The 24,159-nt window shown below is 62.7% G+C and carries 27 protein-coding genes and 1 pseudogene; 16 read left to right on the top strand and 12 right to left on the bottom strand.

Annotation, left to right across the window (positions count from 1 at the left end):
* Window positions 1-29: 29 nt before the first annotated feature.
* Both ACSKB9_RS05070 and ACSKB9_RS05065 read left to right on the top strand, forming a co-directional pair.
* Window positions 30-401, top strand: a complete 372-nt coding sequence (locus tag ACSKB9_RS05070) for a hypothetical protein (protein WP_438071864.1) — start codon at window positions 30-32, stop codon at window positions 399-401.
* 78 nt (window positions 402-479) lie between these two features.
* On the top strand, window positions 480-2,846 hold the full coding sequence (locus tag ACSKB9_RS05065) for a hypothetical protein (RefSeq protein WP_438071863.1): 2,367 nt from the start codon (window positions 480-482) through the stop codon (window positions 2,844-2,846).
* A gap of 32 nt (window positions 2,847-2,878) precedes the next feature.
* Here the strand turns inward: ACSKB9_RS05065 and ACSKB9_RS05060 are convergent, their stop codons facing one another.
* Both ACSKB9_RS05060 and ACSKB9_RS05055 read right to left on the bottom strand, forming a co-directional pair.
* Window positions 2,879-3,184 carry an acyltransferase family protein gene (locus ACSKB9_RS05060; protein WP_438071862.1) on the bottom strand — a complete coding sequence of 102 codons (306 nt, stop codon included), beginning with the start codon at window positions 3,182-3,184 and terminating at the stop codon, window positions 2,879-2,881.
* Window positions 3,181-3,852, bottom strand: a complete 672-nt coding sequence (locus tag ACSKB9_RS05055; protein WP_438080068.1) for an acyltransferase family protein — start codon at window positions 3,850-3,852, stop codon at window positions 3,181-3,183. Before ACSKB9_RS05055 ends, ACSKB9_RS05060 begins: the two co-directional genes overlap by 4 nt.
* 354 nt (window positions 3,853-4,206) lie before the next feature.
* Here ACSKB9_RS05055 and ACSKB9_RS05050 point away from each other — a divergent pair, with 354 nt between their 5' ends.
* The 8 genes from ACSKB9_RS05050 (at window position 4,207) to ACSKB9_RS05015 (ending at window position 8,225) form a co-directional block, all read left to right on the top strand.
* Complete coding sequence (locus ACSKB9_RS05050) at window positions 4,207-4,881, top strand: hypothetical protein (protein WP_438071861.1); 675 nt, start codon at window positions 4,207-4,209, stop codon at window positions 4,879-4,881.
* A 45-nt stretch (window positions 4,882-4,926) separates the two neighbouring features.
* On the top strand, window positions 4,927-6,153 hold the full coding sequence (locus ACSKB9_RS05045) for a peptidoglycan-binding protein (RefSeq protein WP_438071860.1): 1,227 nt from the start codon (window positions 4,927-4,929) through the stop codon (window positions 6,151-6,153).
* Window positions 6,154-6,155: 2 nt separating this feature from the next.
* Window positions 6,156-6,551, top strand: a complete 396-nt coding sequence (locus tag ACSKB9_RS05040; RefSeq protein WP_438071859.1) for a hypothetical protein — start codon at window positions 6,156-6,158, stop codon at window positions 6,549-6,551.
* Window positions 6,538-6,867: a hypothetical protein gene (locus ACSKB9_RS05035; protein ID WP_438071858.1), complete on the top strand. Its 330-nt coding sequence runs from the start codon at window positions 6,538-6,540 to the stop codon at window positions 6,865-6,867. The genes ACSKB9_RS05040 and ACSKB9_RS05035 overlap by 14 nt, the downstream gene beginning before the upstream one ends.
* A 75-nt stretch (window positions 6,868-6,942) precedes the next feature.
* Window positions 6,943-7,266 (top strand): DUF1515 family protein, encoded by a 324-nt coding sequence (locus ACSKB9_RS05030; protein ID WP_438071857.1) that lies wholly within the window; start codon window positions 6,943-6,945, stop codon window positions 7,264-7,266.
* Window positions 7,266-7,664, top strand: a complete 399-nt coding sequence (locus ACSKB9_RS05025) for a hypothetical protein (RefSeq protein ID WP_438071856.1) — start codon at window positions 7,266-7,268, stop codon at window positions 7,662-7,664. Before ACSKB9_RS05030 ends, ACSKB9_RS05025 begins: the two co-directional genes overlap by 1 nt.
* On the top strand, window positions 7,661-7,882 hold the full coding sequence (locus tag ACSKB9_RS05020; RefSeq protein WP_438071855.1) for a hypothetical protein: 222 nt from the start codon (window positions 7,661-7,663) through the stop codon (window positions 7,880-7,882). Before ACSKB9_RS05025 ends, ACSKB9_RS05020 begins: the two co-directional genes overlap by 4 nt.
* Before the next feature lie 49 nt (window positions 7,883-7,931).
* Complete coding sequence (locus tag ACSKB9_RS05015) at window positions 7,932-8,225, top strand: hypothetical protein (RefSeq protein WP_438071854.1); 294 nt, start codon at window positions 7,932-7,934, stop codon at window positions 8,223-8,225.
* A gap of 297 nt (window positions 8,226-8,522) precedes the next feature.
* Here ACSKB9_RS05015 and ACSKB9_RS05010 read toward each other — a convergent pair whose 3' ends face one another.
* From ACSKB9_RS05010 to ACSKB9_RS04995, 4 genes are all read right to left on the bottom strand, one after another.
* The gene (locus ACSKB9_RS05010) at window positions 8,523-8,657 is read right to left on the bottom strand and encodes a hypothetical protein (protein ID WP_438071853.1); all 135 of its coding nucleotides are present in this window, start codon (window positions 8,655-8,657) and stop codon (window positions 8,523-8,525) included.
* 146 nt (window positions 8,658-8,803) lie between these two features.
* Window positions 8,804-9,004 carry a hypothetical protein gene (locus tag ACSKB9_RS05005; RefSeq protein ID WP_438071852.1) on the bottom strand — a complete coding sequence of 67 codons (201 nt, stop codon included), beginning with the start codon at window positions 9,002-9,004 and terminating at the stop codon, window positions 8,804-8,806.
* Between the two features lie 159 nt (window positions 9,005-9,163).
* Complete coding sequence (locus tag ACSKB9_RS05000) at window positions 9,164-9,535, bottom strand: helix-turn-helix domain-containing protein (protein WP_438071851.1); 372 nt, start codon at window positions 9,533-9,535, stop codon at window positions 9,164-9,166.
* Window positions 9,536-10,872: 1,337 nt separating this feature from the next.
* Window positions 10,873-11,385 carry a MarR family winged helix-turn-helix transcriptional regulator gene (locus ACSKB9_RS04995; RefSeq protein ID WP_304495607.1) on the bottom strand — a complete coding sequence of 171 codons (513 nt, stop codon included), beginning with the start codon at window positions 11,383-11,385 and terminating at the stop codon, window positions 10,873-10,875.
* Window positions 11,386-11,839: 454 nt separating this feature from the next.
* Between ACSKB9_RS04995 and ACSKB9_RS04990 the strand changes: the two are divergent.
* Together ACSKB9_RS04990 and ACSKB9_RS04985 are read left to right on the top strand one after the other, a co-directional pair.
* Window positions 11,840-13,371: pseudogene (locus ACSKB9_RS04990) on the top strand (porin).
* A gap of 440 nt (window positions 13,372-13,811) precedes the next feature.
* Window positions 13,812-13,991, top strand: coding sequence for a hypothetical protein (locus ACSKB9_RS04985; protein WP_438080066.1), 180 nt, complete (start codon window positions 13,812-13,814; stop codon window positions 13,989-13,991).
* A 165-nt stretch (window positions 13,992-14,156) separates the two neighbouring features.
* On the opposite strand, the gene ACSKB9_RS04980 is transcribed toward ACSKB9_RS04985, so the two are convergent.
* Entirely contained in the window at window positions 14,157-14,306 is a 150-nt protein-coding gene (locus ACSKB9_RS04980; RefSeq protein WP_438071850.1) for a hypothetical protein, read from the bottom strand.
* A gap of 229 nt (window positions 14,307-14,535) precedes the next feature.
* Here ACSKB9_RS04980 and ACSKB9_RS04975 point away from each other — a divergent pair, with 229 nt between their 5' ends.
* On the top strand, window positions 14,536-15,498 hold the full coding sequence (locus ACSKB9_RS04975; RefSeq protein ID WP_438071849.1) for an SDR family oxidoreductase: 963 nt from the start codon (window positions 14,536-14,538) through the stop codon (window positions 15,496-15,498).
* Window positions 15,499-15,692: 194 nt separating this feature from the next.
* Here ACSKB9_RS04975 and ACSKB9_RS04970 read toward each other — a convergent pair whose 3' ends face one another.
* The 4 genes from ACSKB9_RS04970 to ACSKB9_RS04955 form a co-directional block, all read right to left on the bottom strand.
* Window positions 15,693-16,160: a GcrA family cell cycle regulator gene (locus tag ACSKB9_RS04970; protein ID WP_438071848.1), complete on the bottom strand. Its 468-nt coding sequence runs from the start codon at window positions 16,158-16,160 to the stop codon at window positions 15,693-15,695.
* 142 nt (window positions 16,161-16,302) lie between these two features.
* Window positions 16,303-16,503, bottom strand: a complete 201-nt coding sequence (locus ACSKB9_RS04965; protein ID WP_016844973.1) for a hypothetical protein — start codon at window positions 16,501-16,503, stop codon at window positions 16,303-16,305.
* A gap of 174 nt (window positions 16,504-16,677) precedes the next feature.
* Window positions 16,678-18,504: an AMP-binding protein gene (locus ACSKB9_RS04960; RefSeq protein ID WP_438071847.1), complete on the bottom strand. Its 1,827-nt coding sequence runs from the start codon at window positions 18,502-18,504 to the stop codon at window positions 16,678-16,680.
* A gap of 191 nt (window positions 18,505-18,695) precedes the next feature.
* Window positions 18,696-19,637, bottom strand: coding sequence for an acetamidase/formamidase family protein (locus tag ACSKB9_RS04955; protein ID WP_141341065.1), 942 nt, complete (start codon window positions 19,635-19,637; stop codon window positions 18,696-18,698).
* Between the two features lie 66 nt (window positions 19,638-19,703).
* On the opposite strand from ACSKB9_RS04955, the gene ACSKB9_RS04950 reads away from it, so the two are divergent.
* The 3 genes from ACSKB9_RS04950 (at window position 19,704) to ACSKB9_RS04940 (ending at window position 22,700) form a co-directional block, all read left to right on the top strand.
* Window positions 19,704-20,498 (top strand): YdcF family protein, encoded by a 795-nt coding sequence (locus tag ACSKB9_RS04950; protein ID WP_438071846.1) that lies wholly within the window; start codon window positions 19,704-19,706, stop codon window positions 20,496-20,498.
* A 178-nt stretch (window positions 20,499-20,676) separates the two neighbouring features.
* Complete coding sequence (locus ACSKB9_RS04945; protein ID WP_038385424.1) at window positions 20,677-21,459, top strand: DUF169 domain-containing protein; 783 nt, start codon at window positions 20,677-20,679, stop codon at window positions 21,457-21,459.
* A 65-nt stretch (window positions 21,460-21,524) separates the two neighbouring features.
* Window positions 21,525-22,700 carry a saccharopine dehydrogenase family protein gene (locus ACSKB9_RS04940; protein ID WP_438071845.1) on the top strand — a complete coding sequence of 392 codons (1,176 nt, stop codon included), beginning with the start codon at window positions 21,525-21,527 and terminating at the stop codon, window positions 22,698-22,700.
* Window positions 22,701-22,879: 179 nt separating this feature from the next.
* On the opposite strand, the gene ACSKB9_RS04935 is transcribed toward ACSKB9_RS04940, so the two are convergent.
* Window positions 22,880-24,079 (bottom strand): FAD-dependent oxidoreductase, encoded by a 1,200-nt coding sequence (locus tag ACSKB9_RS04935; protein WP_438071844.1) that lies wholly within the window; start codon window positions 24,077-24,079, stop codon window positions 22,880-22,882.
* Window positions 24,080-24,159: the final 80 nt, after the last annotated feature.

The raw sequence follows: 24,159 nt of genomic DNA, 5'->3' as shown, positions 1-24,159 counted from the left end.
GTGACCGCGTTCAATCTGGATTACGTCTGATGAGCGGCTTTTCTTCACCCATTGGCAGCGCGTGGACGGCCTACACTCCGACCGTGACGCCCGGAAGTGGGGCATTCACTTCTGTGAGCGCGACGGGCCGATATCTCCAGTGCGGGAAAACCGTGTTTTTCTCAGTCGCTGTAACCATCACGACCAACGGCACGGCAGCCGGCTACGTGTCGGTAAGTCTGCCGGTGATAACAAAGAGTGCGTTCATTTTCTTTGGCCGAGAAGACGGTGTGACGGGCAATGCCCTTCAGGCGAAAACGATCGCAGTCAGCACGGCTCTGAACATCTTCTCCCTGACAAACACGTATCCCGGTGGCGACGGATATGTCCTCATCTTCAGTGGAAGTTATGAGGCAAACTAGGGCAGCTAATCGCCCCATCGCCGCAGCAAAAAAATCTCTCCACCATCCACTCAGATATTCCTGAAAGGTAATCCAGCAATGACCGTTCAAACGGCCGCTTCGGTCTGGCGCAATTATCAGATCCCCGGTGTACCGGCCAGCGGCGCGCGCCGACCAGAAAAGGCTGAGATTGTCACTTGGGGAACATGGCTAGAGACGCTGCTCTCCAGTTCGGCGGCGGGGCTGGCCTATTCGACGCTTTCGGCCATCAACGCCGATCTTGCCCATAATGCAAGCACTGTTGCCGTGGTGTATGGAGACGGGACGCCTGCAAATAATGGCCTCTATGTGAAGTCGGGCGCGTCGGGTGTGGGAGCCTGGTCGCGCGTCAGCGACTTGCCCACGGGCCTGGTGCGCCTCACCGTCACGGGCGGGACGGCAAACGCGATCGTCGCAACCGCGCCGGAAACGCCGACCGTGCCGGGCAACAAGCTCTATCTGCTCACACCGGTGGCCAGCAATACCGACATCACGACAATTGTTGTCAACGGGAACGCGGCGGTCCCGATCAAATCCACGCTCAACAATGATCTCGTCCCGAATTCCTTGCTGGCAAATTCTACAGTGATCATGGCGTGGCAAACCGACCATTATCAGCTGCTGGTGTCGGTCCCGGTTGATGCCAGCGGAATCCTGACGAGTGCGCTTTCCGCGCGGGATGCTGCGGCGGCGTCGGCCGCGTCTGCAGCCTCATCGGCGTCCGCGCTCGGTAATCAGGTCCACCAGTATGACACCAAGGCGCTTGCCGCCGCGGCGACGGTCCCCGGCGGCGTGACGTATCTCCACACCATAAGCGATGGGGCTTACTACAAGCGTGTCGGCGCGCAACCCGCGCACGCCGGCAAGCTCCAATCTGTCGATGGAGCGTGGTGGGAGCTGGTGCCCGTCGACGGCTTTGTCTCGGTGGACAGTTTCGGGGCTGTGGCTGATCCCGGCGATCTGTCAACGGATAGCCACGTTGCCATTCAGGCGGCCTTCGATACGGCGACGGCGCTTGGCGTCAACGTCCGGTTTAGCGCGAAGCGCTATGTTTCATCGACCAAGATCGTCTTGGTCGATGCACATGGTCACAATTTCCAAGGCGACGTTGCCGGCGCGGGGAAGGATCTGACGACCATCACTTTCACGAATAACGGCAGCGGCACCGACATCGACAGCGCGATGCAGCACGGCTTTGAGGTCTATCCCGTCACCAACGGCTTGGGCGGAGACATCACCGGCTTTCGTCGCGGCGAGATCAGCGGCATCAAATTTGTCGGCCCCGCGCACGGCGCGAGCATCTACATGGCGAACTCTCAGCAAGCCGGCGTTCGGCGCTGCTCGTTCGCAACGGTGCGATACGGCATCGCCAATGAGTGCTGCATTCATAGCCAGATCGTTGAAAACACGTTTGCTGATTTCAAGAACGCGGGTGTTGGCTTGCTTGAGACTGGTGATACGGCTCGCGTCTGGTATGCAAGCGGCTTACCAACCACCTCCTACTGGAACGACAGCCCCCGGATCGTCGGAAATCAGTTTACCTCATCGGTCATCGGTGGCTTGGCGCATATTCTCGACCACGGGTCGCAGGCCGAATGCAATCGTCTGATCGAGAACAATATCTTCTTCAATACTGTTGGAGCGAATCCCTACGGGTATCTTGCTCGCAACGCGCAGCCAACGTTTGTCTCGAACTGGTTTGAGGACGTGAAGTATCCTGTTCGGATGCTTGCCGCGAACGCGTTGGAGGGTGGAGCAGGGGCAAATCTAACCGGTGTGACTGCTGCGGAGCCGGCCGGCACATACGCGATAGGCACGTTTCCCGATGGGTTCTGCATCAGCGGAACATTTACCGGAAACTTCACGTCTAGGGCGACCGACAGCTTTGACCTCTCCGGAATCACGGCTTCGCCGTGCTTCATCGGACAGAATTTCGTTACGCAGCAACTGGGCACGGCGATCGTTAACCGTAACGAGTCGAACTCGATGGTTGTCGATGCCGGCAATTATGTCCCGATCGGGACGTACAAGAACATTGCCTTCCCCACACACTATACGAACATCGCAAGTGCTGGTCTGTGGGCGGATTATGCACCAACGATCGCGGCGCAGACGGGTGCGATCACGACGGCGACGGCGTCTGGTCGTTATGGCCAATCCGGGGGCACGGTAAATTTCAATGCTTCATTGACGATTACGACCAACGGCTCAGGCGCTGGGTCTATCAGGATCGGCTTGCCCGTGCCGGCAAAAGGTGGGGCTAGTTTGGAGTGGGAATGCAGGGGCCGCAACTCGGCGACGGGCGCCGATCTGCTGGTGACCATCTCATCCGGGGGCAACTACGCAACCGTCCTCACAACGACGCAGACTTATCCCGGTGCGGACGGCGCTGTTCTCAAAATCTCTGGTACGTACGAGATGGGATAAACCGTTAAATTGGACGCAGAGAGCGACCGGACTTATGCTCTCTGCATTCGGTTGTAAGCGCCGCCGACGCCATCCGCCAGCTTGAGTATCGCTCGACGAAGGGGCTTCTCAACAAGCATGAAACTGATTGCCGCGATGGCAAGTGAGGCTATCCAGATGCCGGCGTATTGAAGCCACAGGGGGATGGGAGAGAATGCGTCGAAGTTCACCGTGTACCAACGAATGACGATCTGGTGAAATAGATAGAGCGAATAGCTGATCTCGCCGAGGAAAATAAGCGGCCGATGGGACAGCGCGCGGCTGATGGCCCCATCATAGCGCGCCAGCGACACGATCACGGCACAATAGAAAGGGGCCGCGCCGCCAGTCTTGATGAAAAAGGCAAGGGCAGGGGGAGGAAGGAGAAATCGGTAAGGCTGAAAAATGCATTCGCGGCAAGCATCAGGGTCGCGGCACTGACTTGGAATGGTGTTCCGTTGACCTTGCGTGTTACGTCGCGCTTGAACCATTCACCGGCGGCGACACCGAGCGCGAAGATCGGAAGATTGACCAGCGGATTATAATGGCCGAGCCAGTGACTATCGATGCCAGGTTCGAGCTTGCCCAGCAGTAATTGAAAGCCGACCGAGACCGCCAAGGTGCCAAGCAGTGTGTGAAGGGCGCTTCGACGCATCAACCACAGCACGCCAGGAAAGGTCGCGTAGTAAAACATCTCGGCCGAAACTGACCAGGACGGGGCGTTGTATGACCAGTAAACGGCCCTTTCGGGGATCCAGGCGTGCACGAGGGCTGAATTCAGCCACAGGTTACGAAACTCCTCAGGGGAGGTGGCCGCTTCATAGCTGTAAGGCCAGAAGATCAAAAACAGAAAGCAAATAGCGGCAACGTGTGCCGGCCAGATGCGGGCAAATCGCGCGGTCAGGAATTGTCCGAATGGAGCGCCTCTCGCATTGATCGATAGGACAAAGCCGGACAGCGCGAAAAAGAACGGGACCGCCCCCGCCAGATCGAACGGCCAGAAACTGCCTTCTGGGAAAAGTGGCGCGACTTGTGAATGAGTTCAGAACGATCGCTGCGGCGGCAAAAAACCGCGCGCCGGTCAAAGACGGAATGTTCACGGTAGACAACCCCTCGCCCAATATTGGCGGCGCGGACGGTATCCGCAGCAACCTGCGCGAGCAAGGGGTAAAATCTTTCGCCTGCGTGCCCTCGCGCGACATGAAGTTTCCTTTCTTGGCGATAGGGACAGACCGCAACCAAGGGCGGGTAACCCTCGCTCTCCCGCGGCTTACGAAGTCTTTGGTTCGCGACTTGTGGATTTCCGGCGCATTCCGCGTCGGTTGCTTTGGAGAATGTTCCTATGACGATCCCCCATGTCATCATCGTCGGCGCCGACAAGGGCGGCGTCGGCAAGACGTTTCTTGCGCGTGCGCTGCTTGACGACCTGCGCGACCGGCCCGGCCAGGTGCAGGCGCTGCGCGCGTTCGATACCGAAGCGCCGGCCGGCATTCTCAGCCGCTTCTTTCCGCAGCTTGCCGAGGTGGTCGATCTGTCCAAATCGGACGGTCAGATGCGAGTTTTCGACTCGCTCAAGCCGGACCAGTTCACGGTCTTGGACGTCCGCGCCGGCCAACTGACGCCAACACTCGAGCTGCTCGGCGAGATCGGCTTCCTCGACAATGTCCGCGGCGGCAAGCTGCGCATTTCCGTGCTACACGTGATCGGCTCGACGCAGGCCTCGTTCGACGAGATCGCTGCCGTGGGGCGCCTGGTCGAGGGTGCGCGGCATTCGCTCGTCATCAATCACGTGACGGATGCGGCGTTCATCGGGTTGCCGGCCGAGGCCAAGGCGATGCCGGTCATCACGGTCGGTAAGCTGAACGATCGCGCGGCCGAGCTGGTCGATGGCGCCGGCGCGTCCTTCTCGCATTTTGCGCTCGACGATGCTCAGTCGGCCGTGATGCGCGGCTATGTCCGCAGCTGGCTCAAGCGCGTCCATGCCGAATTCGACGCCGCCAAGCTGATCGACGGCTGACACGGCGCTTCTCGCTCAAACCCTCAAATCTTGGAGACGAAACGCATGCTCGATCTGCATGGAATTTCGCGCGCCGCCTTCGATCTGATCGTGGCGGCCGAGGTCACAAGTCAGGCCTTCTATAACAAGCGCTACCGGACCGTCCTCGAGCATCCGAGCGATAACTCGGGACCGACCGGCGCAATCGGTTACGATTTCGGCACCCAGACTGCCGCGAAGATCCGCGCGGACTGGAGCGGGCGCGTGAATGACGCAATGCTCAAGGTGCTGGTCGGCGCCGCCGGCTTGCGCGGTGACAGGGCTGCCGCGTACTGCCGCAAGACGCAGGGGATGATCGATATCCCCTGGGACGTTGCGCTCGACGTGTTCTCAAATCACGACGTGCCGCGCTATCTCGCGATCTGCCGGCGGCTGCTTCCCGGCTTCGACGAGCTCTCGCCGGATTGTGCCGGCGTCATCCTGTCGATCGCCTTCAACCGCGATGCCTCCGGCTTCAGCAAGCTGGATCCGCGCTACGCTGAGATGCGGCAGATCAAGGCCTGCATCTCGTCGGGCGATCTCGCCAAGATCCCGGGCCTGATCCGATCGATGAAACGGCTATGGCCGAACGAGCGCGGCCTGCGCGATCGTCGCGACGATGAAGCGGCGCTATTCGAGCATGGCCTGATCGAGGCGCATCCGCTCGAGGCCGCCAAACTGCCGTCGACGCCGGCACCTAGCGATCCGGATCAGGTCGCTCATGTCCAGGCGCGCCTCCGCGAGCTCGGCTATTTCGATGTCGGTCAGGTCGACGGCGAGCAGTCGCCGCAGGGGCGCACCGAGGGCATGATCCTGGCCTATCGGAACGAGCATGGTCTGCCGTTGACGCCTGCGATCGACGAGCAGCTGCTGGCCGAGCTCGCCAAGCCGCAGGCGCCGCGCCATGTGGCGGAAACGCGGGTGAGCGCGACCGTCGAGGATCTCCGCGACCAGGGCTCCCAGACGATCGCGCTGACCGATCAGGCCAAGAGCTGGGCCGGCAAGATCTTCGGCGGCTCGACCGGCCTGACTGGCGCCAGCATCCTCGCGTGGATCACGGATAACGCAACGCGGGCCTCCGCGGCAAAGGATGCGGTCGGCGGTCTCGGCCTGACGCCCGTGGCGATCGAGGCGATTGCGATCGGTATCGTCGCCCTGGTCGTCGTTGCCGGCGTCGGCGTCCTGGTCTGGTTCGTCGCCAATCAGCTCGAGCAGCGCCGCCTGGCTGACTATCGCACGGGGAAGCACGCATGAGCTTGATCGTCGCCATCGCCGTGCGCCTGGCGGGCCTCGCCGGCGTCAACCTTTCACCCTTTGCCGCCGGCGCGCTGTTCGCCGGCGTGCTCGCTCTCCTGGCGGGCGGCGGTGCCTTCGCCGGCGGCGCGCATCTCTACAACGCCGGTTTCGGCGCGGCCGATGCCAAGTGCGAGGCGACGCAGGTCGCCGCGCAGAACGCTCAATTGCAGGCGCGCCTCGAGGAGAAGGATCGCCAGCTCACTTTCGTCAACGCCTTGCAGCAACGCGACGCCAAGCGCGCCGCCGCGGCCGAGGCACAATTGCAGACCAACCAGGGGGCAATCGATGCAACGCCGGCTAATCCTAACAAGTGCTTTCCTCGCGATATGTCTCGCCGGGTGCGTGGGGTCCGGTAGCGTCGAGCGGCTGCAGCCTCCGCCTCCGGACGCGCCGAACATTCCGGCGCTGCCGGCGGACGTCGCGGCCTGCGAGCGGGAGCCGGTAGACACGCCGGATCGCGAACTCGATGCCGGCGAGGTCGAGCGACTCTGGAAAACCGACCGCGCCGCACTGGCAAGGGTCAATGCCTGCCTGCGTCGGGCCGTCTGCCAATACCAGGACGTGCGCGAGGGAATCGGTCGCGTCGAGGGCGTGAGCTGCGAGAGTGCAGCGCCGGCAGAGAAGCCGGCGCCCCGGTTCGGCCTGTTCAAGCGAAAGAAACGGGCGAAATGAGCGACGAGGCTACACAAGCCGCATTGCGTGAAATGGCTCGAGCGATCGGCGGCCTCGAGTTCGACCGTCAAGACGTTGACCGCGACATGGCAACAGCAAGAGCAGAGCGCGTCCAATGGTCGACGGGATCTGCATCAAAAGGTCGATGCGCTACGCGCCGATGTTTCGGCGAAGGTTGACGGTATGCGCAGCGACATGACGACTATGGGCGGCCAACTCGCGACCGCGATAAAAGACATCGCGCAGATGAAGCCCGTCGTTGATGCGGTCGAGAACGTCCAGGTGCAGGCGACCGGCGTGCGCAATTTCAGCCGCTGGATCTATTGGGCCGCAGTCGGGTTGAGCGGCGGCGTCGGCTGGATCGTGACGAACTTCGTCGATATCCATCTCAAGCGCTGATGTTTCGCATCGTTGTTGCCGCCGTGTTCGCGCTAATCGTCGCGGGCTCGGCGGCCGAGGCGCGGCCACGCCTGGCGCGCGCCTGGCCGGCGCCGCAGATGCTCGGCAGCCGGCCGCACGGCTGCCCGCATGCGTTCTGCGGCTGCGGCGCGAGCCTCTATCTGTTCGGCCGCATCATCCCGCGGCTCAACCTGGCAGCGGCCTGGTTCGCTTTCCCGCGAGCCCGGCCGGCGCCTCGGATGGCGGCCGTCCGCCGGCATCATGTTTTCGTCCTGGTCGAGCAGCTCGAGGCCGAGATCTGGCTCGTCCACGATTCCAACTCCGGCGGCGGCCGGACGCGCCTGCACGCGCGCTCGCTCGCCGGCTTCATCATCGTCGATCCATCGGGTGCCGCATGAATGAGATCCTGCTCGCTTACGACGCCGCTGCGCTGCAGGGCGTGTTCAACAATGCGGCGGTCGCGCTCGCGGTCGTCGCCGTCATCCTGCTGGCGCTATGTGCCGCCGAATTCCGGCTCCGCGCGCTGATCGAGCTCGTCGTCTGGTCGACGCTCGTCCTCGCGGCGATTGGCATCGTGGCCTGGCTCGCGCTCGGCGTCTGGTGGGGCCTGATCTGAGATCCCGCGCCGGGCGGTTTCCCGGCAACTACGGAAAGGACGATCGGAGATGAGCTATTCATTCAGCGTGACGGCTGCGAACAAAGCCGCCGCAAAATTGGCTGTTGCCGCAAGATTCGACGAGGTGATCGGAGCGCAGCCAATTCATGCGCGCGATAGGGAATTGGCGATTGCCAACGCAAATGCGGCGATCGACATGCTGACCGACGACGACACGATGCACGTCATGGTGAGCTTGGGCGGATCTGTCGGTTGGCGCGAACCGCTGACCGACGCGTGCGACAATCAGCTGACGGCCGCAAGCATTTCGGCAAGTGCCTGGCTGGTCGCGACGCCGTCCTGACGAGATCGTCCTGGCTCCAAGCGTCGGGACGTGCGCGCCGTTATTCGCTGCCGGCGTGCGATCGAGGCCCGCGAGCATGTCCCGCTCGCGGGCCCTATGATTAGGACTACTTAACGTCCTCCGGCTTGAGGCTAAGTTTGACGCAAAGCCGCAAAAGCTTAGCCGCTGGCTCAGGCACCGGATATTCGCCCAGCGCGTAGCCCTGAGAGGTTCGCCGGCCGATACCCAGCCAATCACCAGCCAGGTGCTGGGATAGCCCTAGCGCCTTTATGGCGGCCTTGTATTGGGTTGGAGTCATTAGATCATCCGCTTCGGAGCAACTAGCTCGCCAGCCTTCGCTTGAGCGATGAGCATCTGAAGAAGAGGGGTGGAGCCGTTCTTGGCAACCAGCGCTTCGAGCTTCGCGACGGTTTCGATTTGCTGCTTGGTCATTGCCTTGCTCCGTTTCAATAGCCGTACAATACGCAAGTCCTGCGTATACGCAAGTCCCGCGCAATCACGAAATGTTGCAATAGAGGGTCAAGGCTCGCGAGCATGTCCCGCTCGCGGGCCTTTTTCGTGCGTATCCAGCTGATCCATCAGATAGCCCGTTTCGATCTGATCTGCGCCTTAGGGGCCGAGGGGAGGATATCGGCGAGAGCTGCCATCAACGGCAGATATCGCGCAATTTGGGCTTTCTCCATGCGATGCGCTATCACCACGTGGGTTTCGTCTTCTGCGATGATCCTCGCCTCCGTCTCAAGATAACTCCGCGGATCGTGATGCTGATCGTCTGGCATTCTGGAAACTTCCCATCCCTATCTGTCCTCCCAACCAAATGTAGTTTTTCGCGTTTATGGGCGCGATAAAAGCACGCGCGCGCTCCGGTTGCTAATGTGCTGGTGTCCAAAATGGACGCCGCTGGCGGCGAACGGTTAACAACGAGGGATTGAATCAATTTAGCGCGACAGTCGCTCGTGGGTGCTGCATACGAGCTTGGCAAGCGCGCCGTGATCCTTCCGCACCACACGTTGCAGCCGCTTGGCTGGCGTACGATAGATGCTTCCTCGCCTCTCGACCGAGCCGCGGCGTCGCAGGATGTTCAAGCGGCGGATCACGGTCGGGCGTGGCATGCCTACGTAGTTGGCGAGTTTGGTCGCCGTCATCGGGCGTTCTTCGACGGTTCCGATGAAGACTGCGGTATCGATCAGGAGATCTCCTGCATGCGAACCGAATTTCGCCTGCAGATCCGCCGCAATCATCTTGTGAAGCTGGCGCGTGAGTTCCACCCACAAACAAGCAAGGTGGTAGAGCTTCGGGGATGGGGGCATTGCAGGGTGGTCTCCCTGCTGCTGGCCCGGGCTGGTGCCGGGCGGTTGAAATTCAGCAGTAGAGCTTGCTGACCCCCATCATTCCCGCCGCGCAGGGAGCGACCCCACGCTGCTACTAGCGGTTATTCATGGAGCCGCCCGGCCTATGCCGGCAATTGAGCTCTACTGCCTTACCCGCGAGAGACGGATTTCAAGCCGCCCCACGCGAGGGAGAGAGATTAGCACATAAACGCTTCGAGTTCAGGGGTAACGAGGTGGGGTAGAGGGGCGGTTCCTAGGCAAGGCGGCGGGGCGAGGCAATAGGAAATCTTTGCGAAGCTGTGGACGCGGAACTGGCCACCCGGTATGACGTGTCCGGCAGTTTACAGGGAGAATAAAAAGCGCAGTTTTTTCAATGCTGGCTTGCTGCAGCGGTTTTCAAATAAATCCCAGCAAAATCAAGGCGGCTCTCGGGTCTGGGAGACTAGGGGTCGGAGGTTCAAATCCTCTCGCTCCGACCATTTTTCTCAAAATTCGTTCGGTGTGGTTTGAAGCGGGCGCGCATCGCTCGCCGTCGGCTTGCGATTGGTTGCCAATGCTGTTCGCCAGTCGCGGAAAGCTGTGCGCGGAAGCCAACACGCTGTCGTTAATATCGAGCAAACGCTCGTTGAAGTGGCAGCACCAAGCCGATCGCATCGGCGGCTGTCGTTGTCGATGAACAATCGTTCATGGAACGCCACTGATTTCAGGCGGTTAGTTGCGGGGCGCATTTTGGAGGACAAAATGAAGCACGCAATCATCGTCCTTTCCGCGGTATGCCTGATGGCTTCCACCCCGGTTGCTTTTGCACAGGGCGTTTCGAGCAAATCACCTGGACACGAGATGCAAAAGAAGGGCTCCAAGAAAGGCAGTCACGGCGCTTCGGGCTATGCACCCGGGCACGAGATGCAGGCACGAGGATCGAAAGCCGGGAGCCCAGGGGCCTCTGGCTACGCCCCTGGTCAGACGACGGGGTCGGGCAGCGGCATGACCGGAGGCAGCTCGACCAGGTCCAGATAGTTACACTGTAAGTTTTTCGAGGCCCCGGCCGTCAGCGCCGGGGCTCCTTTTCCATAGCCCGTTCACGGATCGACCGCGGCTTGGCCCGTTTCATGCTTTCCATTGAGGGGCAAATGGGGGGCCAACATGATTGCTGAACACTTTCTGGTCTGGGCTGCGCTGCTGAGCGTTCTCGCCTTCCTGGCGTTCCAGTCGCCGGGGCGCGGACACCGATAGGTCTCCGCTTCCAACGCTTCGCGAGGTGAGCGGCGCGATCGTGCCGGTTGCCAGTCGTCCCGTCCGCTGCAGAGCCGGTCGCCTCAGGCCTCGGCTTCCATCGCAACAATCAGGCAGGCCTTTTCGAGGCGGTTGGTGAGCATCGAAAGCTTGGCCGTGAACTCGGCCAGCTCCGGCTCGCTGAACTCCTCGAAAACGGTTTTCTTGAACGCCTTGTGCTGTTCGGCGAGGCCCGCGAGATGCTTCTTGGTCTTGTCGGTCAGTGACAGCCGGACCACGCGCGCATCGGCCGGGGAGGGCGCGCGCCGCAGCAGCTCCTTCTGCTCGAGCAGCTTGGATTGCGTGGTCACGAACGACGGATCGACGTGCAGCAGCTTCGACACCACGTTGATCGGCACGCCGTCATCCTTGTCGAGATCCGAGATCGCGATGAGAATCATCCATTGCGGACCACTGACGCCAAGCGACTTGCCCCAGAACTGACGGACGCGCTCGAGATGCGAGTTGATAGCCGAAATCTCGAGCGTGAATCGCTTGATGATGTCGAGATGTTCGATGGCGCGCTGGCGCGTCGTATCCTTCCTTGTCACTGACACAGCTTCCTCTTCCCTCAGGCGCCGACTCAGCTTTGTGCTGATTTATTTCTTGTTTTCTGCGCTGCAGTAGGTTTTTTCCCGCAAGCCGCCAACGAACGCAAGTGAACGTAAAGTAATTATGATGGTGGTGTGACGGCTGGACTATTTGGGATGTGACAGGTTTTCTCAGGTAAGCAAAGGGCTTACAGGCAGCGTTGCCGGCGAGACACAGTGTGGCCGTATTCGCATTCCTGACTTTATAAACTATTTTGATTGGCGAACTCGCCAATGCATATTGAACCCGGCGGTAGGGGAATCTCGATCGTCCCGTTGCGGTGATCGTTCAAGTCCGTCGCACACCACAGATTGATCTGAGGGTGCGGGGTTTGGGGAAAACGGTCTTGGACAATGCGGGAGGATCACGGGGCGCTCGCGGCCTCGGACTTTCCGCATATGAGCAACTTGGAGGTTTAATATGAATTTGAAGAGCCTTATCCTGGGCTCGACGGCTGCGCTGGTCGCGGTCGGCGGGGCACAGGCGGCCGATCTTCCCGTCAAGGCCAAAGCGGTCGAGTACGTGAAGGTTTGCTCGCTTTACGGTCCGGGCTTCTACTACATCCCCGGCACCGACACCTGCATCAAGCTGGGCGGCTATGTGCGTGCTGACGTCGTGGTGAACGGCAACAGCGTGTACGGCGCGAACTACAACGGCGCCAGCGGTGCCAACAACCGTTTCACGAACGGCTACACCTGGCGTTCGCGTGAAGACTTCAACATCGATACGCGCACCGCGACCGAATACGGCGTGGTCCGCACCTATTTCGATGCGGTGTTCACCTGGACCTCCGACACCTATGCCGGCCAGGGCAACGGCTCGACCGTGTACTCGGCGATCGGCTCGTCTTCCGCGCCGAACAACGCCGGTTCGGGCAACGTGGCTGCCGGTACGGTCGGCGTCTACTACGCCTTCATCCAGTTCGCCGGCTTCACGATGGGTAAGGCGGTTTCGCAGTTCGCTGCCCCCTGGAACGGTTATCCGGGCAACAACTACGACGCGCTCGTCGGTGGCGTGAACACCACCAACGGCATCAACCAGTTCACCTACACCGCGCAGTTCGGCAACGGCGTGTCGCTCGCTCTGTCGGCGCAGGACCAGGTTGCCTACATGCAGGCTGGCGTGAACAACCTCAGCGTCGGTGGTGCTTACGGCTCCAGCGACTACGCCGGCACGATCGCTCCGGACTTCGTCGCTGCGCTCAAGGTCGACCAGGCTTGGGGTATCTTCCAGGCGTCGGTCGCCGCGCATGACAACCACGCTGCCTACTACGGCGGCACCGAGTTGACCGGTCATCCCGACGACAAGTGGGGTTGGGCTGGTGCGTTGGCCCTGTCGATCAAGAACATCCCGACCGGACCCGGTGACACCATCAACATCCAGGGCGTCTACACCGACGGTGCGACCCGTTACAACATCCAGGAACTGGCCAGCCAGGCCGGCGCGATCGCCATCTTCGGCGGTTCGAGCCTGCCGGGCGTCTATGGCAGCGTTGGCTTCGGAACGGCACCCGACACGGTGTTCGGCCCCGGCGGTCAGCAGCAGTCCATCAAGACCTGGGTATGCGCGGTGCGTACACCCACAACTGGGATCCCTACTGGAACACCAGCTTGTACGGTGCGTTCGCCGCTGTCTCGTACAACGATGCGGCTAAGTCGCTCATCTGCGGCGTTGGTGGCGTCGGTGGTTCGTTCCGTGCCGCATTCGCTGGCGGCGCTGGCGTGACCGCCTGCAACCCCGACTACAACATCGCGCAGATCGGCGTGATCACCCGTTGGACCCCGGTCAAGAACCTGACCTTCTCGGCCGACGTGACCTACTCTCACCTCGATCAGAAGTATGCCGGTATCATCACGACGTCGTCGACTGCTATCGGCAAGCCGACCGCGACCTACGAGCTGAAGGATCAGGACACTGTCCAGATGCTCTTCCGCGCTCAGCGCAACTGGTAATACCGGTTGATCTGATCACGATCGAACAGAACCCCGGCAGGCAACTGCCGGGGTTTTTCTTTGCGAAAGATTTTAAGGAGAGCTGAGCTGCGTCATTTCGGTCCACGCGAACGACGAAGACGAGCCATGCGATTCATTAGCCGCAGACTTATTTACTTACCTGATCTACTAAACTATATACGCCACGGCCAACACATTGAATGATGGCTCTTAGCTAGCTGCTAAGCCTCCCAAACCTCCGGCAATGCCCTGCCGGAGGTTTTTGATTCAAGGGCCCAGCCCAGCGTTGACGATGGCGGCGCGCGTGGCCCGCGCAACTGCGGCCGGCGATCGGGTTGCCGCCGCCTTGCCGATTTCGATGCCGTCAAGATTTGACGGAATCGATCCGCAGTGCATTCTCGCCATTCATGGGACGCTTCAAGAACAGCCGCCTGGCGCGCATGAGCAGCGGCCACTATTGCCTGATCCGGGATCTCGGGCTGGTGAAGGGCGGCAAGGGATTGCGGCACCATGAGGTGATCATCGATTTCTCGTGGCGCGGGCTGCTCAAGCTGGCCCTGAGCGCGGGTGCCGGCATCCTGCGGCGGCGCGCATCCGTGCGCATCGAGACAGCCGAATAGCGCGGGGCCGCGTCATGACGCGGCTTGGCCTGCGGCCAGGATGCGCGCGATCATCGCGTGAGTCTCACGCGCTTCGCAAACAAGCGTTCGAGTTCGGACGACGTGATCGCAACATTGTCAGAGCTTCGCCCATGACGATCGCGCGCTGTGCCACGCCGCGCTGCGCTATGCGCCGATTGCGATCAACGTGGTCCATCTGCGCAGGTGCCGCTGCTTCGCTGGTGTTACCTCGGCAGCAGCGGCCGCGGTGGAAATTTCGGCCGCGATCGCCATCAGCGTTGTCGCGACCAATCTGTTCAGGATGTGCACGATCATCGTCTCCGATTGTCGATGCCCGATTGTTCGCAACGCGGAATGATCTCGTTACGCGGCCACCGTCTCAACCTGCTGCATGCCGCTCACTTGCGCGTGAGAAGGCGCCGTTGCTGGGCGACAATTCGGTGATGTAAGGTGCCGCAGCCAAGCGGTTGGGGCTGCGATCCGCGCTCCGGCCGAAACAAAGAAGAACCAGGGCAAGAAAAATAAGGGAAGGAACGGATCTCACATGAAGGATTTTGCCGGAAAGATTGCCGTCATCACCGGTGGCGGCACGGGCATGGGGCGCGAGCTGGCACGGCAGCTCGTTGCCGGGGGCTGCAATGTCGCGATGTGCGACGTCTCGGCCGAGGCGATGGCCGAGACCAAGCGGCTCTGCGAGGTCGAGAAGCTGCCGCAGGGCCTGCGCATCACGACCCACGTTGCCGACGTCTCGATCGAGGATCACTACAAGCGCTTCCGCGATGAGCTGATCGAACAGCAGGCGACCGACAAGATCCACCTGCTGTTCAACAACGCCGGCATCGGTGGCGGCGGCAGCCTGTTCTCGAACACGCGCGAGCAGTGGGAGCGCACCTTCAACATCTGCTGGGGCGGCGTCTATCTCGGTGTCCGTACCTTCCTGCCGCTGTTGGTGAAGGCCGACGAGGCGCACATCGTCAACACCTCGAGCGTCAACGGCTTCTGGGCCTCGGTCGGCATGGGCGTATCGCACACCGCCTACAGCGCGGCGAAATTTGCCGTGAAGGGATTTACCGAGGCGATGATCAACGATCTCCGCCTCAACGCGCCGCATGTGAAGTGCTCGGTCGTGATGCCGGGTCACATCGGCACCTCGATCGTGTCGAACTCGCGCAAGGTGCAGAACGGCTCCGACCAGCTCAATGCCGACGAGCTCAAGCAGGCCCGCCAGCGCCTGCGGGGGCAGGGCATAGATGTCGCCAAGATGTCGGACGCCGACATCCAGCAGCTCGCGCTCGATCGTGCCCGCATCTTCCACGATGAGGCACCGACTTCGGCGGCGGCCGCCGCCAGGATCATCCTCGACGGCGTGAAGGCCGAACGCTGGCGCATCCTGGTCGGCGACGACGCGCATCTGCTCGACGAGCGCGTGCGCAAGACGCCGGAACAGGCCTACACGCCGGAGTTTTATCAAGGCATAGTAGCGGCGACCGGCTGGAAGGTCGGCTGATTGCAGAAGACCCGCCACCCCCGCGCAAGGCTTTGCCATTGTCGCTGGAGGTGGCCGCTCCTTCAGCGGCCCTCGAAGGGTCGACGGCCCGACTGCGGGGTCGTTCATCCTTCGAGGCTCGCCCAGCGGCGCAATTGCGCCGCAAGGCTCGCACCTCAGGATGACGGGATAAGCGCTTCCGTCTTGCGATCCAGCTATCCGCGCATCGCGCGTTGGCGCGATCCTGCCTGATAGGCGAGGCGGTAATGCCCTGAGCAATAGGGCATGCCGCCGAGCGGTGTGTTGCCGCAGAAGCAGAAATCATCGGCGCCCGGGGTGCTGATCGGCCAGCGGCAGCGCTGCTCGCTCAGCTCGAACAGCGAGCAGCTGTTGGCGCTGACGATGGGCGTATCGTCGGGTTCCTGCTCGTAGACCGCCTGGAGCAACCGGAGCTGCTGCTTGGCAGTCGCCCGTTGCGCGGCGTGGGCGGCCGATTTCTTGCGCCGCGCCCGGCGTTCATCCGGCGTCGTGCGCGTGAGGTTCAGCCGCGACAGCTTGCCGATCACCGCATTGCGGCTGACGCCGATATTGACGGCGATGTCGCGGCAGGAGAGGCCGGCTTCAAAGTAGATCTTGAGTTGGTCGACGCGCTCCGGCGTCCAGGTCTCTTGGTCGACAATCATCTGACGGTTCCACGTTCTGTGTTGAACCGCCGCGCTCCACGCCCCTGAGCTCGCAACGCGATGACAAGCAATCGCGTCGTGATCTCATCCCCTTTTGAGCATGATCTCTTCGGAAAACCGGTCTCCACTTTTCCGGATCATGCTAGGGCGTGCGGCCGTTGTCGCGGATTGCAAGCAACCCGTCCTTGATGGCGAGCCGAATGCCTTCCTCGATCAATGTCCGTGCGACGCCCGGGACGCTCGTGCCGTGGGTGCCCTGTCGCACCAGCTTCTCGAGGTATCCGATCGTCGAGAGCGCCAGCGTGACCGGGACGCGGTCGGTTTCGGCCTTTTCCGTAGCCATGGTGAAACGCTTAACCCTGAACGCCTGTGCTGAAAAGTATCTATTTAGAGTTTATTTAGGAATATGACGGTTCGTCAAGCCATGGACCGCAAATCGCGGGCGGCCGCATCCAGCCGCGCCGGAGGCGAGTTCCGGCGCGGGCATTGTAGTAGATTGTCTTGAATAATGAAGGTGTTAGGGCCGTAACTCGACCTTGACCGGGAACTTCTTGAGAAGCCGCTCAGCCTTCTCGGCCTTGTCCGGAGGCGCGCTCACGCTCAGGTACAGCCCGCGCGACGGATCGGTGATCGCGTCGACACTGACCTCGCCGGACAATCCTTCCAGCGCCAGCAGTTCACGCGCGGCCTCGCCGGCGGCGATCTCGCGCAGCTTCGGCTTGAAGATCTTTCCGACCGGCGTCACCGGCATCTCCGGAATCACCGACACCACGCGCGGGCGCGCCGGCGGCTCCAGGATGTTGTCCTGTACGAAGGCGGCGAGCGCGTTCGGATCGATATGGGTGCCGGGCTGCGCCGAGACGAACAGCATCGGCACTTCGCCAGCGTAAGTGTCGGGACGTCCGACGGCCGCGGCAAGCGCCACGCCCGGAAACGCCAGCGCGGCGTCCTCGATCGCGCGCGGATCGATGTTGTGGCCGCCGCGGATGATGACGTCCTTGGCGCGGCCCATGATGTAGACGAAGCCGTCGGCATCGATCCGGCAGATGTCGCCGGTGCGCAGCCAGCCGTCGCGGAACGCCTCCTCGGTCTGCTTCTTGTCGACATAGCCGGCGAACACCTGCGGGCCCCTGGTCAGCAGTTCGCCGACCGGCGAAGGCCACGGTCCGGTGTGGAGGTTGCCGCCGTCGAGGATCGCGAGTTCGACCAGCGGATTGCGGGTGCCGACGCTCTCGGCGCGCGGCTTCACGCCGTGCACATCGTGAGTGATGGCGCCGGCGAGCTCGGTCATGCCGTAGAGCTGCTGGATGCAGGGGCCGCCCCAGGTCGCAAGATAACGGCGCTCGATCTCCGGCGGGCAGATCGAGGCGCCGGTGGCGGTGACGCGCAGGGTCGAGATGTCGCTGTCCGCGACCGGGATATCGGCGAGGGCGCCAAGTATCGTCGGCACGTTGCCGGCGATGTTGATGCGGTACTGCTCGATGATCTGCCAGAAGTGCCGGACCAGCGCCGGATCGCGCGCGCCGGCGGGACCGGGGATGACCATCGTCGTGCCGGCCGCCAGGGAATTGGCCGTGGTGCAGAAAAGGCCGCCGACATGGAACAGCGGCATCGTGATCATCGCGCGCTCGCCGCGATGGAAATCGAGCGCCATCCGCGAGGATACTGTGGAGGCGACCATCGCGCGATTGGTGAGCCGCGCCACCTTGGGATGGCCGGTGGTGCCGCCGGTCGGCAGCATCACGGCGACGCGGTCGGCCTCGCTCATGTCCTTGGACCTGCCGTAGTCGTCGCGCCAGGCAGGATCAGGCCGCAGCACCTTGCCGTCGAAGGCGATGCTGCCGTCGAGCGGCACGATCACGATGCGCTTCAGGGACGGCACCTCGCGCTGCAGGCCCTCGACCCGCTCATAGAGCCCGCCCGGCATGCCCGGCGGCGGCGCCAGCAACAGCTTTGCGTTGATCGCATTGAGCTGGGCGACGATCGCTTCGCGCGTGAACAGCAAATTGAGCGGCTCGGCGACACCGCAGGCGGCAGCGCCGAAGATCGCGACAACGGTCGCGGGGCACGCCGGGAGCAGGACAGCCACCGCATCGTCCTTGCCGATGCCGAGCTTACGAAAATAGGTTTCAGCGGCCTTGATGCAGCCCATCAAATGATCGTTCGAGATCACGACCGGATTGGGATCGAGCGGCGAGCGCAGATAGATCGCGGCTTCAGCGTCCGGCGCGCCCTGCGGGCCGCGGGCAATGAGGTCGAGGATGCGCGGGCAGGCGGCGAGCGTCTCCTGCATCTCCCTGTCGCGCGCAGCCTCGTCGGCCGGCGAAAGCCTGTCCTTCAGCATATCCGTCCCCGTCCATTCTTGTTCGTTGGGACGGGGATTGTATCGAGCCGTGCTCGCGAAACACAAGTGCGGCCATAGCACTCAGTCATTCCGGGGCGGCTCGCCGAGCCGAACCTCAGGTGCGCGAATTGCGCACCGGGAAGTCTCGAGATTCCGGGTCTGGTCCTTCGGACCATCCCGGAATGACGATCTCAGCCGTGGACCACGGATTTGGCGATCATGCAGTGGATGCCCTTGGAGCCGTTGACCGTCTGCGTCACGCGCAGGTCGGCGGCCAGGCTGCACAGCGTGTAGGCATCCTCACGCGACAGGTTGCGCTTCTCGCCGAGCAGCACGATCATGTCGCGCAGCGCCCGCACCACGCACTGGTCGAGATCGGGATCCATCGCCATGGTCATGTAATGATCAGCGGTCTCTGCGCGCGGATAAGCGAGCTTGATATCCTTGCGCAGTGTGAGGCGGAAGCGGCCCGTCAGCGCGGTCTCGATCGCGGTGACGCAGACCTCGCCGTCCCCCTGCACGCCATGGCCGTCGCCGCAGGAGAACAGCGCGCCCGGAACGAACACCGGCAGATAGAGCTTGGCGCCGGCGCCGAGCTCCTTGTTGTCGAGATTGCCGCCCATCGCGCGCGGGATCAGCGAGGAGATCCGGCCCCAGGCCGGCGGCGGCGACACGCCCATCACGCCGAAGAACGGCTTGAGCGGCAGATCGAGCCCCCAGGGCATGCGGCCGACCATGCGCCCGCGATCGAGCGGGATGTTGAGGACGCGCGTCTCGTGGAAATCGTCGGGCAGGGTGCCGGACAATGGCTTGATCAGATTGTAACCCCAGTCCTGTCGCAGCTGAACGTCGAGAATATCGACCTCGAGCACGTCGCCGGGTTCGGCGCCGGCAACCGCGATCGGGCCGGTCAGAATGTGTCCGGGTACCATCCGCTCGCACTTCGCATGGATCTCGTCGAGCTCGGGCGGAACGTAGAATTTGCCGCGGTCGGGCACCACGTCCGGGCCGCCGCTGACGGTCTCGATCGTGATCTCGTCGCCGCTCGCGACGGTCAGAACCGGTTTCAGCTTGGCTTCAAAGAAGCCCCAATGGCAGGTTTCAGGGCTCGACTTCAGATGATGATGGGTCATGTGACGGCTTTTGATTAGTTTCCCAGCAGCGTATGACGCTGTAGCAGAACTTCGCAGGGGCTTCTCTTGTTTTTTGTGCTCTCCAAGACGCTCGGCATCATGCTGCTGCCGATCAACTTCCTGATCGGCATCGGCGTGATCGGCACCGTGCTGCTGTTGACGCGGTTTGCGCGGCTCGGCCGCAGGTTGATGGTGGCCGCGCTGCTGCTGCTCGCGATCTGCGGCTTCTCGCCGCTCGGCAATGTCCTGATCTCCACATTGGAGCAGCGCTTCCCGCCATGGGATGCCTCGCGCGGCGCGCCGGACGGCATCATCGTGCTCGGCGGCTCGATCGATGCCGATCTGTCGGTCGTGCATGGCACGCCGGTGGTGCGCAGCGCGGCCGATCGCGTCATCGCGGCGGCGGCGCTCGCGCGCAGATATCCGAATGCGCGCCTCGTGTTCACCGGCGGCAGCGCGAACCTGATCTCGAACGATGCGCGTGAAGCCGACTATGCCGCCGAGATGTTCGAGGGGCTCGGCATTGCCAGGTCGCGATTGATCATCGAGCGCCGCTCCCGCAACACGGTGGAGAACGCCGAGTTCTCCAGGGCGCTGGTCGATCCCAAGCCGGGCGAGCGCTGGCTGCTCGTCACCTCGGCCTACCATATGCCGCGCTCGGTCGGGTTGTTCCGCAAGGCGGGATTCAATGTCGAGGCCTATCCGGTCGACTGGCGCGTCGGCGATGTCTTCAGCTTCGCGACGCTTGCGCTCGACGGCTTGTCGCGCACCGATCTCGGCACGCGGGAGTGGATCGGGCTCCTGGCCTATCATCTGGCCGGCAAAACCGACGATTTGTTGCCGGGACCGGCTGCACGTTGAGGCTTGTCGCCTTCACCGGACAATCCGGCCAGAGCCCTGTTCCGATTGAATCGGAACGGGCCTCTGGATTCTTGTTTGACGCATTTTCTTCACGCGAACCGGTACCCACTTCGCTTGAAAATGCTCTAACATCAAATCAACAGGCGGCGCCAAGCCGCCGATCACGGGAGTTTTCGCCATGCAGCAACAGACACCGCCGGAACAGTTCGACCTCGGCGCAATCGTCACCGATCTGAACAATCTGCTGCGGCTGAAGACCACGGTGATCGGCATCAAGATGTTCGCGCGGGTCGAGGAGATGGAGGCGATCCCGAAGATCCGCCGTCCATCGGCGGTCCACACCACGGACCAGATCGTCAGTATGGCCTCGCGGCTCGGCTGGACCGTCGGCATTACCGGCGACGATCTGGTCGGCGCGCAATGCCGCGCCGTGATCGGGCTCGCACCGCAGGACGAGAAGTGGCTTGCCGGCGAGAACTATGTCGGCGTCTGGCATGGCACCGCCGAAGACGCGCGCAAGCGCCAGGAGGCGCTCGACGTGGTGCCTTACGGCCAGTACCAGGCGATGGCGGTGAGCCCGCTGACCAGCGGACGGCTCAACCCGCCCGACATCTGCCTCGTCTATGCGACGCCGGGACAGATGATCATCCTGATCAACGGGCTTCAGTATACCGGCTACAAGAAGTTCGAGTGGGGCGTGGTCGGCGAAACCGCCTGCGCGGATTCGTGGGGGCGGGCGCTGAAGACCGGCGAGCCGAGCCTGTCGCTGCCATGCTTCGCCGAGCGCCGCTATGGCGGCGTGCCGGACGAGGAGATGTTGATGGCACTGCCGCCGGCCTATCTGGTGAAGGCGATCGCCGGGATGAAGCAGCTTGCCAAGAACGGTTTGCGCTACCCGATCGCGCCCTATGGCATCCAGGCCGACGTGCGCGCCGGCATGGGCGTCTCGTACAAGAAATAGCGCATTGTGTTGCCGCGCTCGCGATGACAAAAGGGCGCCCATTCGCTGCGCAGGGAGCCTGATCCATGTCCTCGTCGAAACTCGACATCGTCGTCTATGGTGCGACCGGCTTCACCGGCCAGCTTGTCGCCGAATATCTCGCGGCGCATTATCGCAACAGTAGCCTGACATGGGCGATGGCCGGGCGCAGCAAGGACAAGCTCGCCTCGGTACGCGACGCGATCGGCGCGCCCGCCGACATGCCGCTGATCGTCGCCGATGCCGGCGATGCCGCCTCGCTGAAGGCGATGCTGGCGCAAACCAGGTCTGTCATCTCGACGGTCGGACCGTATCAGCTCTATGGCAACGAGCTGATCGCGGCCTGCGTGGAAAGCGGCACCGATTATTTCGATCTCTGCGGCGAGCCGGTCTGGATGCGGCAGATGATCGACAAATACGAAGCCGCCGCGAAGGCCAGCGGCGCGCGCATCGTGTTCTCCTGCGGTTTCGACTCGGTGCCGTTCGAGCTGGGCACGTTCTTTGTCCAGGAGGAGGCCAAGCGCGTGTTCGGCGCGCCGGCGCCGCGCATCAAGGGCCGCGTGCGCGACATGCGCGGCACGCTGTCCGGCGGCACCGCGGCGAGCGCCAAGGCGACGTTCGATGCGGTTGCCAAGGACCTCAGCCTGGTTGCGATCCTCAACAACCCGTTCGCGCTGACGCCGGGCTTCGAGGGCCCGAAGCAGCCACGCGGCAGCAAGCCGGCCTATGAGGAGGATCTGCACTCCTGGACCGCGCCGTTCATGATGGCGCTGATCAACACGCGCAACGTGCACCGCTCCAACATGCTGATGGGCTTCCCCTACGGACGGGACTTCGTCTACGACGAGATGGTCCTGACCGGCCCGGGCGAGAAGGGCGAGGCCAACGCCAAGAAGGTGATGGCGCTGAATGCGGAGAAGACCGGCCCAAGCGCGCCGAAGCCGGGCGAGGGCCCGTCAAAGGAAGAGCGCGAGAACGGCCGCTACGATCTGCTTTATCTCGCGGTCGCGCCCGACGGCCGCATGGTCCGCGCCGGCGTCAAGGGCGATCGCGATCCCGGCTACGGCTCGACCTCGAAGATGATCTCGGAATGCGCGATCTGCCTGTTGCGCGATACGCCCGACGTCGCCGCCGGCTTCTGGACGCCGGGAGCCGCGATGCAGCACAAGCTCATCAGGCGCTTGGTCGATCATGCCGGGCTGACATTTGAGGTCGAGAAGTAACTTCGCTTACCTCGCCCCGCTTGCGGGGAGAGGTCGGATCGCATCGTCAGATGCGATCCGGGTGAGGGGGTACAGGTCCGTCCGATCGCATTGCTCGTGGAGAGAGCCCCTCACCCCAATCCTCTAAGAGCGAGCTTCGCTCGTCTCGACCCCGTGAAGGACGGGGAGAGGGAGAGGCGCTACGCCGCCGCCCGCGGATTATAGGCGTACATGAAGTCCATGCCCTTGGACGACACCGGCAGCAGCAGTTTCAGCATGTGATCGCGCAGCCAGGCGCCGGTCGGGCTGAACTCACGCTTGCTGTTGCCGTTGCGGCGGGCGATCGCCACGATCTTCTCGGCGCGCGGACGCCGCTCGTGCTCGAAAGCCTGGAACGTCATGCCGAGCTCCTGGCCGTCGCGCATCAGGATGCCGAGCCGCAGCGCGTCCTCCAGCGCCAGCGATGCGCCCTGGCCGGCATGCGGGCTGGTGGCGTGCGCGGCGTCGCCGATCAACAGCGTGCGCTTGCGCGACCACGTCGGCAGCGTCGCGACGTCGAGCGTGTCGGTGACCACGATATTCTCGGCGGCTTCGATGATCTCGGGGATCGGCGCGTGCCAGCCGGCGTGGAAATCGCGCAGATGCTGCCTGATCGCGGCCTGGCTCTGCAACCGGTAGGCCGCCGCGGTCATGCCGTGCGACGGCTGCGTGCTCCACCACATCGCGCCCGTATCCGGATCGGGGCTGCACATCCCATAGCCGAAGAAGCCGCTCTGCCCGAATGTGGTCGCCACCCTCTGGCCGATCGGCAGCTTCTCGATCACCGCGCGGGGCACGAATCCGCCGAAGCCGATCAGCCCGGTGTCGAACGGCGCCGGGCCGTCAGGGATCACGTGGCGCCGCACCGCAGAGTGCACGCCGTCGGAGCCGATCACGAAATCGCCCTCGGCGGTGGTGCCGTCGTTGAAATAGGCGATCACGGGCTGGTCGCCGCGATCTTCGATCTTCACCAGTTTCTTCTCGAAGAACACCGAGACGTTGGAGGCCCAGGCCTTGTCGATCAGAGTCTCGTTCAACGTCGCGCGGCACATGTTCACCGCGGGCTGGCCGAAGCGCTGCTGCATGTTCTGGTTGAGCGAGCCGAGCTTCTTGCCGCCCTGCGAATAGAAGTCGAAGGACTCCGCGATCGAGCCGTTGCGGATCAGTTCGTCGGCGAGGCCGAGCTCAGCCAGCACATGCATGCCGTTCGGCGCGATCTGAAGCCCGCCGCCGATCCCGGTGGAGTAGGGCCAGGCTTCATAGAGCTCGGTCTCGATTCCGGCGCGGGTCAGGAACATCGCGGTGACAGGGCCTGCGATGCCGGCGCCGATGATCAGAGCTTTACGGGGACGTGAGGTCATGCCTTGCTCCATGCATCCGTGTGGGATAGGAAAGGTCAGTTGCTAATTATCTTAGCATATAAGATATTAGGCGAGTAAGA

The sequence above is a fragment of the Bradyrhizobium sp. BR 1433 genome (assembly GCF_051547665.1).
GTDB lineage: Bacteria > Pseudomonadota > Alphaproteobacteria > Rhizobiales > Xanthobacteraceae > Bradyrhizobium > Bradyrhizobium australafricanum.
Note: the sequence above shows the minus strand (reverse complement) of the source record. Positions and strands in the feature narration are given on the sequence as shown.